Annotated in this window: 14 protein-coding genes and 1 pseudogene; 3 read left to right on the top strand and 12 right to left on the bottom strand. The window is 67.6% G+C overall.

The window, feature by feature from the left end:
* Positions 1–127: 127 nt before the first annotated feature.
* On the bottom strand, positions 128–727 hold the full coding sequence (locus tag ACEWX3_RS03745; protein WP_374158707.1) for a TetR/AcrR family transcriptional regulator: 600 nt from the start codon (positions 725–727) through the stop codon (positions 128–130).
* A gap of 4 nt (positions 728–731) precedes the next feature.
* Positions 732–1,973, bottom strand: coding sequence for an MFS transporter (locus tag ACEWX3_RS03740; protein ID WP_374158706.1), 1,242 nt, complete (start codon positions 1,971–1,973; stop codon positions 732–734).
* 215 nt (positions 1,974–2,188) lie between these two features.
* Here ACEWX3_RS03740 and ACEWX3_RS03735 point away from each other — a divergent pair, with 215 nt between their 5' ends.
* Positions 2,189–3,331: a Rieske 2Fe-2S domain-containing protein gene (locus ACEWX3_RS03735; RefSeq protein WP_374159773.1), complete on the top strand. Its 1,143-nt coding sequence runs from the start codon at positions 2,189–2,191 to the stop codon at positions 3,329–3,331.
* A gap of 2 nt (positions 3,332–3,333) precedes the next feature.
* A complete protein-coding gene (locus ACEWX3_RS03730) occupies positions 3,334–3,804 on the top strand; it encodes a hypothetical protein (RefSeq protein WP_221354281.1) in 471 nt (156 codons plus the stop codon).
* Between the two features lie 2 nt (positions 3,805–3,806).
* Here ACEWX3_RS03730 and ACEWX3_RS03725 read toward each other — a convergent pair whose 3' ends face one another.
* The 3 genes from ACEWX3_RS03725 to ACEWX3_RS03715 are packed head-to-tail and all read right to left on the bottom strand — an operon-like array spanning position 3,807 to position 6,870.
* Positions 3,807–4,949, bottom strand: a complete 1,143-nt coding sequence (locus ACEWX3_RS03725; RefSeq protein WP_374158705.1) for a sulfotransferase — start codon at positions 4,947–4,949, stop codon at positions 3,807–3,809.
* A complete protein-coding gene (locus ACEWX3_RS03720; protein ID WP_207065205.1) occupies positions 4,949–5,740 on the bottom strand; it encodes an SDR family oxidoreductase in 792 nt (263 codons plus the stop codon). The genes ACEWX3_RS03725 and ACEWX3_RS03720 overlap by 1 nt, the downstream gene beginning before the upstream one ends.
* A gap of 2 nt (positions 5,741–5,742) precedes the next feature.
* On the bottom strand, positions 5,743–6,870 hold the full coding sequence (locus ACEWX3_RS03715) for a hypothetical protein (RefSeq protein WP_207065204.1): 1,128 nt from the start codon (positions 6,868–6,870) through the stop codon (positions 5,743–5,745).
* Between the two features lie 101 nt (positions 6,871–6,971).
* Here ACEWX3_RS03715 and ACEWX3_RS03710 point away from each other — a divergent pair, with 101 nt between their 5' ends.
* The gene (locus tag ACEWX3_RS03710; RefSeq protein WP_374158704.1) at positions 6,972–7,859 is read left to right on the top strand and encodes an IclR family transcriptional regulator; all 888 of its coding nucleotides are present in this window, start codon (positions 6,972–6,974) and stop codon (positions 7,857–7,859) included.
* An 8-nt stretch (positions 7,860–7,867) separates the two neighbouring features.
* Here the strand turns inward: ACEWX3_RS03710 and ACEWX3_RS03705 are convergent, their stop codons facing one another.
* The 7 genes and pseudogenes from ACEWX3_RS03705 to ACEWX3_RS03675 form a co-directional block, all read right to left on the bottom strand.
* The gene (locus ACEWX3_RS03705; RefSeq protein WP_374158703.1) at positions 7,868–9,943 is read right to left on the bottom strand and encodes an ATP-dependent DNA helicase RecQ; all 2,076 of its coding nucleotides are present in this window, start codon (positions 9,941–9,943) and stop codon (positions 7,868–7,870) included.
* A gap of 119 nt (positions 9,944–10,062) precedes the next feature.
* A complete protein-coding gene (locus ACEWX3_RS03700; RefSeq protein WP_374159772.1) occupies positions 10,063–10,713 on the bottom strand; it encodes a hemolysin III family protein in 651 nt (216 codons plus the stop codon).
* A 111-nt stretch (positions 10,714–10,824) separates the two neighbouring features.
* Positions 10,825–10,989 carry a hypothetical protein gene (locus tag ACEWX3_RS03695; protein ID WP_373889015.1) on the bottom strand — a complete coding sequence of 55 codons (165 nt, stop codon included), beginning with the start codon at positions 10,987–10,989 and terminating at the stop codon, positions 10,825–10,827.
* 160 nt (positions 10,990–11,149) lie between these two features.
* Entirely contained in the window at positions 11,150–11,617 is a 468-nt protein-coding gene (locus tag ACEWX3_RS03690; RefSeq protein ID WP_374158702.1) for a hemophore-related protein, read from the bottom strand.
* A 154-nt stretch (positions 11,618–11,771) separates the two neighbouring features.
* Positions 11,772–12,822 (bottom strand): annotated as a pseudogene (dmpG, locus tag ACEWX3_RS03685) (4-hydroxy-2-oxovalerate aldolase).
* Complete coding sequence (locus ACEWX3_RS03680) at positions 12,819–13,745, bottom strand: acetaldehyde dehydrogenase (acetylating) (protein WP_374158701.1); 927 nt, start codon at positions 13,743–13,745, stop codon at positions 12,819–12,821. The pseudogene dmpG and the gene ACEWX3_RS03680 overlap by 4 nt, the downstream one beginning before the upstream one ends.
* Before the next feature lie 10 nt (positions 13,746–13,755).
* Complete coding sequence (locus ACEWX3_RS03675; protein WP_221354259.1) at positions 13,756–14,541, bottom strand: 2-keto-4-pentenoate hydratase; 786 nt, start codon at positions 14,539–14,541, stop codon at positions 13,756–13,758.
* Positions 14,542–14,543 lie beyond the last annotated feature (2 nt).

The raw sequence follows: 14,543 nt of genomic DNA, 5'->3' as shown, positions 1-14,543 counted from the left end.
ATACGTTTTGCCCATACACGTGCTACCAAGAGGAGTTGCTCCGACAGCGACCGTTCCCTTCGTGAACGGCGCCACCGGCTGGAACTCAACGCCGATGCCGGGCACCACCAAGGGCGGCTCGCAGGACCTATGGGCCGCTAGCCTTCCGAGTGGCCCGGCATCCACACCACACGGTGTTCACCAGGGCAGCCACTCCGGCGTCGTCCAGCGGCGCCATCCCCAGCATCAGCCGGTAGTACGGCGGCGACACCAGGGCGTCGACCGCGACCTCGACGTCGGTGCGGGCGGGCAGTTCCCCGGCCGCCACGGCGTCGCGCAGCGTCACGGCGACCGCCGCGCGACGCGGGGTGATCCACTGATCCATCAGGGCGCGCTCGATCGCCGGGTCGGATACCGAGGCGGCGATGACGTTACGCAGCAGCGGCCCCACCGCGGGATCGGCGACGAGGCCGAACAGCGCGCCGACGTGATGCTCCAACGCCTGCACCGTCGTGCTGCCGGGCGGACGCACGATCGTGTCCCGCACCGAGTCCAGCAGCCCTTCCAGCACAATCGCCGACGCGGACGGCCACCACTTGTAGATGGTTGTGCGACTCACCTCGGCACGTTTGGCGATGGCGTCCACCGTCGCCGCTCCCGGACCCCCGTCGAGCGCGAGGTCGGCCGCCGCGCGCACCACTTTCTCGCGGACGGCGGAGCTGCGGGGGCGACCGCGCCGGCTGACCATGCAGTCAGCTTATTGCCGCGGTTCTCCTGTTCCCGCAGACCACCGCGGTCAGGCAGCCGACCGCAGCGCACCCGCCCACCACGAACATCGTCGGATAGGACACCCCATGGGTTCCCGACAGGAACGCCAGGGCCGCCGGCACACCGAAGCCCAGATAGCAGAGGCTGTAGAACACGGCCGTCAGTCCCGCCAGATCGTCGGGACCCGCCATGTGCTGGACCTGCTGCAACCCGGCCAGAAGCGCGAGGCCGTAACCGGCGCCCAGCACGGCCGCCGCCGGCAGGGCCGCCCACACCGTCAGCACGGTGGCCGCCCAGGCGGCCATCGCCATCCCTGCGACCAGCAACACCAAGGCCGCCACCACACCGCCGATACCGTCGCCGACGACCCGCCGGCCCGCGTGCTGCACTCCGAAACCGACCCCGAGCGCGACCAGACACATCAGCGCCGAGAACGCAATGGGCGCCTGCGTGACGTGCTCGGACATCAGCGCAGGCAGCACGGCGTAGGCCGTCGCCCCGGCGCCGAACACCCAGGGTGCGATGGGTACGACGACGGTCAGGAACCGGCGCCTGACAGCGGCCGGCACCGCGAGATCGGTCCACCAGGCGCGCCCGGACCGGGTGGGGGTTCGGGTCTCCGGTGCGGTACCGAGCAGGACCGCGGCCGCGAGCGCCATCGCGATGTTGATCACGTAGGGCATCACCGCCGGCGCCGGTCCCCACTCGGCCAGGACACCCGCCGCCGCCGCACCGAGCCCGAACCCGGCCGTCAGGCTCATCGCGGCCCGGCGCGCACCCGATCCGCCGTCCCCGAATGGCGGGCTCGACAGCTCCTTGAGCCAGCTGCCACCGACCGCCATCGCCAGGCCCAGCGCGAGACCGCTGAACACCCTGCCCACAGCCAGGACCAGGGCCGAGTGCGCGCCGAGCGCCAGGATCAGCGAGCCGACAGCCGCCAGCACCGGCGCCGGCATCATCAGCGGTCTGCGGCCCAGGCGATCCGACAGCGCACCACCGACGAGCAGCGCAGGGACGATGCCCAGCACGTAGGCGAACAGCAGCAGGTCGACGGTCAGCGGGGAGAAGCCTGTGGTGTCGCGGTACATGACCAGCAGCGGGGTGAACTCGTTTCCGCCCCAGGCGATGGCGAAGGTGGCGGCGGCGACCGCCTGCCAGGGCCGGGGCCGTCGGTCGCCCTCGGCGCCGACGGCAGTCGGCGACGGGACCGCTGCATTAGTGAACACAGTGTCCACTATATCGACCTGATCGGCGCGGGACACACGGGTGTCGACCACGGGCCAGTGGGTACTCGGAGCCGAGAGGGTCTTTGGTCACTTTTTGCGCAGGTGAACGCCTATCGGATTGCGTCCACGCAGCGAAAAACTGTAACGTGTTCTAGTTAGAAGCCAACAACGGGAGGCCCGACGTGAGCACCGAGTCAACTGCGGGAGCCGCGACAATTCGCGAGATCGACACCGGCACGCTGCCCGATCGGTTCGCGCGGGGCTGGCACTGCCTGGGGCCGGTCAAGGACTTTCAGGACGGCAAGCCGCACGGCATCGAGATCTTCGGCACCATGCTGGTGGTCTTCGCCGATTCGCAGGGCGAGCTGAAGATCCTGGACGGTTACTGCCGGCACATGGGCGGCAATCTGGCACAGGGGACCATCAAGGGTGACGAGGTCGCCTGCCCCTTCCACGACTGGCGTTGGGGCGGCGACGGCAAGTGCAAGCTGGTGCCCTACGCCAAGCGCACGCCGCGCCTGGCCCGTACCCGCGCCTGGCACACCGATGTGCGGGGCGGTCTGTTGTTCGTCTGGCACGACCACGAAGGCAACCCACCGCAGGAAGAGGTCCGCATTCCGGACATCCCGGAGTGGGCCAGCGGTGAGTGGACCGACTGGAAGTGGAACACGATGCTGATCGAGGGCAGCAACTGCCGCGAGATCATCGACAACGTCACCGACATGGCGCACTTCTTCTACATCCACTTCGGGCTGCCGACGTACTTCAAGAACGTCTTCGAGGGGCACATCGCCAGTCAGTACCTGCACAACGTGGGCCGTCCCGACGTCAACGACATGGGCACCGCGTATGGGGACGCATCGCTGGACTCCGAGGCCAGCTACTTCGGCCCGTCGTTCATGATCAACTGGCTGCACAACACCTACGGCGACTTCAAGGCCGAGTCGATCCTGATCAACTGCCATTACCCGGTCACCCAGGATTCGTTCGTGCTGCAGTGGGGTGTCATCGTCGAGAAGCCCAAGGGACTCGACGACAAGACCACCGAGAAGCTGGCGACCGCCTTCACCGACGGCGTCAGCAAGGGCTTCCTGCAGGACGTGGAGATCTGGAAGCACAAGACCCGCATCGACAATCCGCTGCTGGTCGAAGAGGACGGCGCGGTCTATCAGATGCGACGCTGGTACCAGCAGTTCTACGTCGACGCCGCCGACGTCACTCCTGAGATGACCGACCGTTTCGAGATGGAGGTCGACACCACCATCGCCAACGAGAAGTGGCAGGTGGAGGTCGAGGAGAACCTGAAGGCCCGCAACGACGCTGCCGCAGAAGCCGAGCAACCCACCGAGGTCTCCTGATCATGGCTGCCGAGCAGCAGCCGCCCGACGTCGACCGGCTGGCCCGGTCCATGCTGTTGCTGCACGGCGGCCACGACGACGACCACGAGCACGGCCATGGTGGACACGACGGTGACAGTGGTGGGTCGTGGCGCAAGGCACCGGATTTCGCCTCCGACCCGGCGAGGGCGTCGGCGGTGGCCGAAAGCACCACACGGGACCGCGAGCGCTACCTCAACTCCGGTCTCGCGGAGGTGGATTGCCGACACTGCCATGTCTCGGTTCGGGTGAAGAAGCTCGGACCGGCGCACACGTCGGTGCAGTGGAGTTCCGCGGCCACGCAGCGCTGCGCCTATTTCACCGAGATCCGCGACTCCGGCGGCGACCCCGCCCGCGAGCGCGCATGCCCCCGGTTGTCGGACAGCATCCGGCATGCGGTGTCGGAGGGCTGCCTCGAGGAGTATTCCAGCGCCCCCTCCCCCGGCGACGGCTGAAGTCAAAGATCCCTGAAGCGTTCCGTGACCTGCTCCTCGGTCAACCCGTAGTCGGCAAGAGAGTAGGTGTGCTTGGGCGCCCGGGGGCCCTGCTTGCTCGCCTCATGGCTGGCCTGCATGGCCCCCCGGGCCTCGTCGGTCATGTCGATACCGAAGTGGCGATAGATCGCTTCGACCGTCGCCACCGGGTCAGCGATCAGGTCGAAGTAGTCCATGTCGTAGAACTGCGCCGGATCATGCTGGGCGCGAACAGTGTTGAACCTCTCCAACCCGCGCGACCAGGTCTCCAGCGAGTCCGCTCCGATGGTCTCCCCGACGAACTTCGTGGACCAGCCCTCCGTGGTGTGCTGCGCCAGCGAGCACATCGACGCCATGATGGTTTCCGCGGGCCGGTGGCACTGGATCACCAGCGCGTCGGGGTAGGTCGCCATCAGGGCGTCCAGCGCGAACAGGTGGCTCGGGTTCTTGAGCACCCACCGCTTCTCGACGTCGTTGAGGCCGATCAGCTGAAGATTGCGCCGATGCCGCCGATACGGCCGGCTCCAGTCCTGCTTGGCCAGCCACTGCGCGTAGGTCGGCACATGCGCCAGCGTCTCGTAGGACACCGAATGCAGCGACTGACGCAACAGCTGCCAGCACTCCTCGACTTCGTCGGCGGTCATGTAGTGCAGACCGGTGTAGTCCGGGTTCTCGTTGTGCGCCTTGGTGAACTGCGCGTCCAGCTGGGCGAAGACCGGGTTGTCCGCCCACGTTTCGCGCGGTGGACGCGGCTGCGGAAACTCGGCCAGCCACAGCTCGAGCCCTTGATGGCGGGGGTCGGCCGCCAACAGGCGATGCAACGCCGTCGTCCCCGTGCGAGGCAGCCCGGTGACGAAGATGGGCCGCTCGATCGCAACGTCGGCGTGCTCGGGGTACTGCTTGAACGCCGCCTCGGAGACCAGCCGGGCGACGAGTGCGTTGCGGACGAAGAACCGGTTCATCTTGCTACCGAACTCGGTCAGCGCAGCATCCCGGGCGAACGAGTCCAGCAACACCGCGAGTGCCTCGCGGTAGTTGTCGTCGTCGGCACCGAAATCGTCCAGGCCGCAGGCTTTGGTCGCCGAGGCGTGCAGGTCCTCGACGGTCCCCACATCGGTGCGCGCCATCAGGCCTTGTACTCCCCGCAGTTGACGTCGAGAGTCTGGCCGGTGATGCCGGAGGACAGGTCGCTGGCCATGAACAGGATCGCCGAGGCCACCTCGTTCTCGGTCGGCAGGCGCTTGAGGTCCGAGGCCGCCGCGGTGGCCTTGTAGATCTCGTCCACGGTGGTGCCGTACTTGCCGGCCTGGTGGTTGAAGTAACTTTCCAGCGTGCCACCCCAGATGTAGCCGGGCAGAACCGAGTTGACCCGAATCCCCTGCTCGCCGAGTTCGGTGGCCAGCGACTGCGACATGGCCAGCAGCGCTGACTTCGCCATCTTGTAGGCCCCGTACTTGGCCTGGGAATGGCGCACCACCATCGAGTTCACGTTCACCACCGACCCGTTGGCGTCGGCCAGGGCCGGTGTGAAGCCCTGGATCATCCGCAGCGCGCCGAACACCGTCAGTTCGATCGCCTCACGCATGTGCTCGAGCGTGGTGTTGGCCAGTGGCTTCATCGACGGGACCCGGAAGGCGTTGTTGATCAGCACGTCGACCTTGCCGTAGGCCTTGAGGGTCTCGGCGACCAGATTGTCGACCTGCGCGTCGTCGGTGATGTCCGTTCCCACCGACACCGCGCGCCGACCGAGATCGGTGATCTGCTTGGCGACGTCGTCGAGACGCTCGACCGTGCGCGCCGCCAGCACCAGGTCGGCACCCGCCTCCGCGCACCGCCGCGCCAGCGTGGTGCCCAGCGCGGGTCCGACACCGCTGATCACCACGACCTTGTCCTGCAGAAGCCCTTCGGATCCGGCCACCGTCAACCCACCATTCTCTCGCCGATCTGCCTCTGGCGTAACGCAATCCGCGCCCGCCAGTCTTCTTCTGAGATCTTGTTCGATTCGTAGTACGGCAGCGATTCCGCGACCTTGTCGGCCGCGACCAGCTCCACCGTCGGCCCGTCCTCGGCCGTCATCTCACGGGACACCCGCTGCCAGCGGAACTGCAGAAAGCCTTTGCGGTGCCCGAGCGTCTCCACCCAGTTGGTCACCCCGGGATTGCGCTCGGAGACCACGATCCGGATCTTTCCGTCCGGATCGGCTTGCGCCTGGGTGCCGTTCAGCGACGTCTGATGATTGATGTAGTCCAGTGAGATGTACCAGAGACTGCCCAGCTGGAAGCCGAGGTACGGCGCGTCGGTGACCGGCAGCGTGATCACCAGGGCCTGGTCGGGCGTCAGATCGAACTGGCCGGCCGACGAATACTGCGTGGCCAGGCCTCCGGGAGTCAGGCGAGGGGCCACCATGGTGTTGGGCTCGCTGTCGTTGTAGAACCACTGCGGAAACTGCAGCCACGTCTTCACGCGCTGCACCAGTTGCTTGCCCGCCACGGCGTAGCGCTTTTCGATGAGCTCGCGGGTCAGCGGAGGCGGCGCCGTGCCCGCAGTGTCGGTCCTGGCGATGGCGAAGGTCCCGCGCTGCGCGGACCAGTCGTTGTAGACCTCACGGATGACGAGCTGCGACGGCACCTCGGGGGTGAACCGCCATTCGAAGGTGCCGTCGGCGGCGATATCGAGCTTGCGGTCGTCGAACGCGGTTTCGCTGTCGGGCACGACTTCGTCGGTGTACTCACCGCCGAGCAGTTGGAAGCTCACGTCGGTGGTGGTGCCGCGCCGGCCGGTGACCACGTACTCGTGGCCGGGCTGCACGCGGGTGCCGAAATACATGGTGTCGGGGTTGTCCAGGCCCATCTTCGTGAAGGGCCCGGTGCCGCTGTGCAGGAACGGGTGGTCCCGGTCGTAGTCGAAGCCGACATGGGTACATGCGGCGATACAGCCCGCGAGGTACTGCAGCCCTTCGAGCAGGTCGGCTTCGGACTCGATGAACGGCGCGGCCGCCACGAGGCCCTCGGCCTCGGCGATGGCGTCGACCAGGGGCTGGGAATACATGCGGGAAGCGCCTCCACGGTTCAATATTGGACCGGACTGGTAGAGTTCTGATCCGAGATTAGAACGTGTTCTAGTTCGAGTCAACGTCGCTGGAGGGACGCATGGGTGGGCGAGCCTCGCCGCCGACGCAGCGCGTCGTCGATGTCCTCGATTTCCTGGCCCGGCATCCGCATGACCGGTTCGGCGTCTCCGAACTGGCCCGACGCGTCGGTCAGAGCAAGCCGACCTGCCTGGGCATCGTCATCACGCTGGCCGAATCCGGCTACCTGGTGCGCGACCCGGCCGACAAGACCTATCGGCTGGGCCCGTCGTTGATCTCGCTGGGGCACGTCGCACAGGAATCGATGCGGATCGGACCGCCGGCGCGTGACCAGCTGCGCCGGCTGTCCTCGGAGTTCGGCACCACCGCCGCGCTGGCGGCCGTCGTCGACGACCGCATCACGCTGCTGGAGTTGGTCGGCCCACCGGGTGCCGACGTCGGCGTGCAGGTGGGACAGAGTTACCCGTTCGCTCCCCCGGTCGGCCTGATGTTCGTGCTGTGGGACGACGACTCCTTGCGCGACTGGCTGGCCCGGGAACCCACCATTCCGCTGCGCACCGACACCGAGCGCCGCGACCGTGTGGTGGCCGACTGCCGACGCTCCGGCTATCTGGTGGAACGGCTCACGCCCGGCGGACGGCGGTTGTACGCGTTGATGGCCGGGGTGTCGGCCACCCTGCCCGACGAACTGCGCGCCCTGCTCGGCGAACTCGTCTCGGACATCGGTGAGCGCGTGTACCTGCGCGACACCGACGACGACGAGACCCGCCACGACATCAGCGTGATCTCGGCGCCGGTGTTCGACCACTACCGGCGGCAGGCCATGGTGGTGTCGATGCAGGTCGGGAAAGCGCTGACCGACAACGAGATCCGCGAGCGCGCGCGGGCGGTGGTGATGACAGCCGACGCCGTCACCGAGCAGCTCGGTGGCGCCAAGCCCGACGGGTGACCCGGTCGCTAGCTCGTCGCCGCGAGGGCGAAGGGCAGCACGGCGGGGGCGCCGGCCGCGCGTACGGCGCGGGCTGCCATCGTGAACGTCCATCCCGTGTCGGCCAGATCGTCGACCAGCAGTACCGGCCCGGCGAACGGACCATCCGGGGTGGACCAGGACCCCTGCAGGGCGGCCACCCGGTAGGCCGAGTTCACCGCGGTCACCGGCCGCCGCTGCGGGTGGTAGTGCAGCGTGCCGAGATCCGTCAGCCGACCGAGCTCGGCAAGCCGACGGGCCAGCGACGTGATCAGCTTCGGATGGGTGTCGGAGTCCAGGGCCATCACCGCGGTCGGCCTGGTGTCCCAGTCCCAGGCCGCCAGCACCTTGACCGCAGCCGCAACCACGTCGTCGGGCACCTCGGCGTCCTCCTCGGCGAGCAACCGGCGCAGCCGGGCGCCCCAACCCAGGTCGGTGAGCCGTCCGATGGCGCGGCCCGGGGCGGGGCCATCGGAGATCCGGCCGGACAGTTCGACGCCCAGCTTGGCCAGCCCGGTGGGCCACTGACGGCGGGGGGCGATCTCCACACCGGGGCGCATCAGCCGCTCGCGCGCATCGTCGGCGGCGGTGCTGTCGACGGCACCGTCGAACCGGGCCCCGGCACAGTTGTCGCAACGACCACACCGCTCCTGGGCCCCGAGTTCAGGGTCGTCGAGCTGGCGACGCAGGAAGGCCATCCGGCAACCGTCGGTGGACTGGTAATCGAGCATCGCCTGCTGCTCGCGCCCGCGGGCCTCCTCCAGAGTCCGATATCGCCGTTCGTCGTACTCCCACGACGTCCCGGTGGCCACCCAGCCACCCTTCACCCGGCGCACGGCGCCGTCGACGTCGAGCACCTTGAGCACCATCTCCAGGCGGGAACGGTTCAGATCGACCAACGGCTCCAGCGCGGGTGTCGACGTCGGACGATCCGGGTCGAGCGCGGCGATCACCGACCGCACCATGGCTTCCGACGGGAACGCGACCGACGAGAAGTAACGCCACACGTCCTGGTCTTCCCGCCCGGGCAGCAGCACCACCTCGGCGCTCGACGTCGACCTGCCCGCTCGTCCCACCTGCTGGTAGTACGCGATCGGCGAGGACGGCGCGCCGAGGTGGACAACGAACCCGAGATCGGGCTTGTCGAAGCCCATCCCCAGCGCCGACGTCGCGATCAGCGCCTTCACGCGGTTCTCCAGCAGGTCGGTCTCGAGCTGTTCGCGCTCGGCGGCCTCGGTGGCGCCGGTGTAGGCCGCGACCTGGTAACCGTGCTCACGCAGCAACGCCGCGACGTCGTGCGCCTGAGCGACGGTCAGGGTGTAGACGATCCCCGACCCGGGCAGCGCGTCGAGGTGGGTGGCCAGCCACGCCGCGCGTTGGGCGGGATTGCCCGCCTGCACCACCGACAGCCGCAGCGACTCGCGGTCCAGGCCGCCGCGCAGCACCAGCGTGTCGCGTCCCCCCACGCCGAGTTGCGCGGCGACATCTGCCACGACTCGGTCGTTGGCGGTGGCCGTGGTGGCCAATACCGGGATGTCGGCACCCAATTCGGCGACCAGCGTGCGGATGCGGCGGTAATCGGGCCGAAAGTCGTGTCCCCAGTCCGAGACGCAGTGGGCCTCGTCGACGACGACCAGCCCGGCATCGCGGGCCAGCGCCGGTAGCACCTCGTCGCGGAAATCGGGGTTGTTCAGCCGTTCCGGACTGACCAGAAGCACATCGAGGTCACCACCGCGCACCCGGGCGTGGATGTCCGACCAGTCCGCGACGTTGCTGGAGTTGATCGTCGCGGCGCGCACGCCGGCCCGGTCAGCTGCAGCGACCTGGTTGCGCATCAGCGCCAGCAGGGGCGACACGATGACGGTCGCGCCGAGCCCTGCCGCGCGCAACAGCTTCGCGGCGATGAAGTAGACGGCCGACTTGCCCCAACCGGTGCGCTGCACGACCAACGCACGGCGCCGCTGCACCACCAGCGCTTCGATCGCCGCCCACTGGTCGTCCCGCAGGACGGCCGTCGGGCCAGCGAGTTGTTCCAGGATCGCCTGCGCTTCGGCTCGAGTCGCCATGAGGCCCATCGTGCCGGGTGGCACCGACGAGCAAGTGCCGGGTGGCACCGACGAGCAAGTGCCGGGTGGCACCGACGAGCAAGCGCCGTGTGGCACCGACGAGTTGCGGTCTCCTCTGCCTAACGAACGACGAGCCAGATCGCTACGAAGTGACAGATCGCCGCTGCGGCGGTGAAGGCGTGAAAGAACTCATGGTGGCCGAAGGTCGACGGCCAGGGGTTGGGCCATCGTGCCCCATAGAGCAGGGCGCCGATGTTGTACAGAACACCGCCGGCGACGAGCAGCGCGACGACGGTGGTGCCCGCGCCCAGCACGAGTGTCTCGGCGAACCAGACCGCCACATATCCCAACACCAGGTAACAACACACGCCTGCCCACCGGGGAGCAGACGGCCAGCACATCTTGACGACCACACCTGCGCCGGCACCGATCCAGACGATCAGCAGCACATCCGCGCCGATGTCCGGCGGCATCGCAAGGATGGCCAGCGGTGTGTAGCTCGCCGCGATGAAGACGAAGATCGCGGAATGGTCCAGCCGCATCATCCACTTCTCCGCCACCGCGGATACCCATCGGACACGGTGGTAGGTGGCGCTGATGCCGAACATTGCAACAATTCCGACGACATACACCAGCACAGCGCCGACAGCGCGCGGAGTGGACGACACCCACGCGCTCAGTAGCAGTCCCCCGCCGGCCACAGCAGCTGCGACTGCGCTCACCAAATGTATGAGGCCGCGCGCACGCGGTGCAACGAGAAGAACGGTCAGTAGATCTCCGATGCAGTGGGTGCGCCGTCACCGGCAGCCGCAGAACCGCGGCACGTCGCGACCTTACCGCCGTGAACAGCCCAACCGGTTGCCGGTCCGATCAACGGCGAGTCAGTTCGAGTCGGTCTGTCCGCTCACACTGGTGGTGTACACATAGGCGGGCGCAGGCTCGAAGTTGGCCACCGGGGCAATGATGGCCGCTGACCCGAAGGCGAGCAGGCCACCGGCGAAAACGCCGAAGAGACTACGCCGCACGGTCCTGACAGACGCGGTCATGGAAGATCACTCCTCACGGTGTGCGAACAAGCTCGTACACCGTGCCTAGCCGATTCGGCTGCGCACCAAACTCCGACCAGGTCAGCGGGTCGGGAGCCAACTCCTCAGCCCGACGGAAGCGTCCTTGTCGTGACTGCCCGCCGCGGTCCTCAGCCGGTGTCTAGGACGGCGGCTCGACTCCTGCCGGAGTGCCTTCCTGGTTCTGGTTGAGGTTCGGGGTATCGACACCCGCCGCCGTCTGGGGCTGGGTCTGCCACACCGCGGCGGCCACCAGCGTCGGCGCCACATCGAACCCGCACTGCTCACTCAACGCACTCACCGGCTGGTGGATCGCCACCAGGTCATCTCTGACCTGGGGGTTCTGCTCGAAATACGCGTTGTAGGCGTCCTGGGCCTGATCCGGCGGCTGCGACGAGATGCTCGACAGCTGCGAGTTGGTCGGCGGGTTGGCGACCAGGTAGTCCCCCTCGGCCGCGGTGGCGGCGCTGACGGTGCGGGCCACGTTGGCTGCCGAGCAGTCGGGCGCGGGGTCGGGCTGCGCGGCGGCCGCCGGGGCCAGGATCGCCGCAGGGCCGAACACGAGTGCCCCGCCGGCAAGCACGCTGAACAGGCCACGGCGAACGGTCATCACGGACATGGTCATGAAATCCCCCACTATCGACGACGTTGTCGACGACCTGTCGGTCGCACGCGCCAGCGTATCCGCTCAGGTGGAACACCAGTCGAGAATCGGCGCACCAGGCGAACAAGGCCCCTGCGCCGGTGGGGGTGAGCGTGACCGGTCAGGCCGACGCCGAGTCCATCTCGCGTTTGATCTCCAGTGCGATGTCGATCAGCTGGTCCTCTTGGCCGCCGATCAGTTTGCGCTGTCCCGCGCGGTGCAGCAGCTGGTGGGCGGGCACCCCGTAGCGCTCGGACTGGCGGATGGCGTGCTTGAGGAAGCTCGAGTACACCCCCGAATACCCCATGATCAGCGCGTTGCGATCCAGCAGGCACTCGGCGGGCATCGCCGGAGCGACAACCTCCTCGGCGGCGTCGGCGATGTCGAAGAAGTCGATACCGGTCTTGACGCCGATCTTGTCGAACACCCCGATCAGCGCCTCGACCGGGGCGTTGCCGGCGCCGGCACCGAACCGGCGGCACGACCCGTCGATCTGCTTGGCGCCGGCGCGCACCGCCTCGATCGAGTTCGCCACCCCCAGGCCGAGATTCTCGTGGCCATGAAACCCGACCTGGGCGTCATCGCCGAGCTCGGCCACCAGCGCAGCCACCCGGTCGCGGACCCCCTCGAGCACCAACGCGCCCGCGAGTCGACGACATAGACGCACTGGCAGCCGGCATCGGCCATGATGCGCGCCTGCGCGGCCAGTTTCTCCGGCGGGATGGTGTGGCTCATCATCAGAAAGCCGACCGTCTCCAAGCCGAGCTCGCGGGCCAGCCCGAAATGCTGGATCGACACGTCGGCCTCGGTGCAGTGGGTCGCGATGCGACAGATCGACCCGCCGTTGTTCTGCGCTTCCTTGATGTCTTCCTTGGTGCCCACTCCGGGCAGCATCAGGAAGGCGATCTTCGATTCCTTGGCGGTCTCGGCGGCCAGTTTGATCAGCTCCTGCTCCGGGTCTTGGAGAACCCGTAGTTGAAGCTCGACCCGCCCAGCCCGTCGCCGTGGGTCACCTCGATGACCGGCACCCCGGCCGTGTCCAGCGCCGCGACGATGGCGCCGACCTCGTCCTTGGTGAACTGGTGGCGTTTGTGATGGCTGCCGTCACGCAGCGACGTGTCGGTCATCCGGATGTCCCACATGGGGTCGAAGTAGATGTCCTGCGTGCTCATGATTGGCCTCCTGTCGTGGAAAGGCTCGCTGCTGCCATCTTCTTGGCGACCTCCTCGCCGACCTTGGTGGCCGCGGCGGTCATGATGTCCAGGTTTCCCGCATACGGCGGCAGGTAGTCGCCCGCACCCTCCACCTCTATGAACGTCGTGACCAGCGCCTGGCCACCGGAGTTCATCGATGGGTCGTCGAACTGCGGATCGTTGAGCAACCGATATCCCGGCACGTAGGTCTGCACCTCGGCCACGACGTCACGGATCGACTGGGCGATCGCGTCGCGGTCGGCGTCCTCGGGGATCGCGCAGAAGATCGTGTCGCGCATGATCATCGGCGGATCGGCCGGGTTGAGGATGATGATCGCCTTACCGCGCTTGGCGCCGCCGATGTTCTGCACCCCCGCACTGGTGGTCTTGGTGAACTCGTCGATGTTGGCCCGGGTACCCGGGCCGGCCGACGCCGAGGACACCGACGCGACGATCTCGCCGTAAGGCACCTCGACGACGCGGCTGACGGCGTGCACGATCGGGATCGTGGCCTGGCCCCCGCAGGTCACCATGTTGACGTTGGGCGCATCCAGATGCTCACCCAGATTCGCCGGCGGGATCACCCCCGGACCCACCGCCGCCGGGGTCAGGTCGATGGCTCGGATACCGGCCTCGGCGTAACGAGGCGCCGCGGCGCGATGCACGTAGGCACTGGTCGCCTCGAACACCATGTCGGGCTTCTCGGACTGGCTCAACAACCAGTCCACGCCCTCGTGCGACGTCTCCAGCCCCAGCTTGCGGGCCCGGGCCAAGCCTTCGCTCTCTGGATCGATGCCGATCATCCAGCGTGGCTCCAGCCACTCCGAACGCAACAACTTGTACAGCAGGTCGGTGCTGATGTTGCCCGACCCCACGATCGCCACCGACTTCTTGTCAGCCATGAGCGGCTCCTTATTCGAAACTCAGATGTACTGAACCTAACCCGCTGAACTCGGCCACGAAGTGGCTGCCCGGCGGGGCATCTATCGCACGGGTGCACGAACCCGGCAACACGATGTCGCCGGCGCGTAACCGCACCCCGAAGCTCTCCACCTTGCGGGCCAACCAGGCCACCGCGGTGACCGGATTGCCCAGCACCGCGTCACTGCGCCCCTCAGCGACGACCTCCCCGTTGTTCGTCAGGACGGCGTCGATGGCCTTGATGTCGACGTCCTTGGGTGAGACCCGGGCTTCGCCGAGCACCCAGCCGGCCGACGAGGCGTTGTCGGCGATGGTGTCGCACAGCTTGATCTGCCAGTTGGTGATGCGCGTGTCGATGAGCTCGATGGCCGGGGCGAACGCCGCCGTGGCAGCCAGCACATCGTCCTCGGTGCAACCGGCTCCCGGCAGATCGTCGGCCAGGATGAATCCCACCTCCACCTCCACCCGCGGATACAGGTAGTTCGCACTCTGGACCGGCCGGTCCTCAAAGACCTGCATGTCGTCGAGCAGATGCCCGTAATCGGGCTCGTCGACATTCATCATCTTCTGCATCGCCTCCGACGACAGGCCTACCTTGTGCCCGATCACCCGGGCCCCCTCAGCCACCCGCTGCCGGATGTTGATCAACTGGATCTCGTAGGCATCCACCACGTCGATATCGGGCTGACCATCGGTCAACGGCGAGATCGGAACCCTGCTGCGTTCCGCCTGCGCGAGATCGGCGGCGAGTCGTTCCCGAACCTCGTCACGGAGCATTA

The organism is Mycobacterium sp. G7A2, from assembly GCF_041902445.1.
Taxonomy (GTDB): Bacteria; Actinomycetota; Actinomycetes; order Mycobacteriales; family Mycobacteriaceae; genus Mycobacterium.
This window is presented reverse-complemented; position numbering and strand designations above follow the sequence as displayed.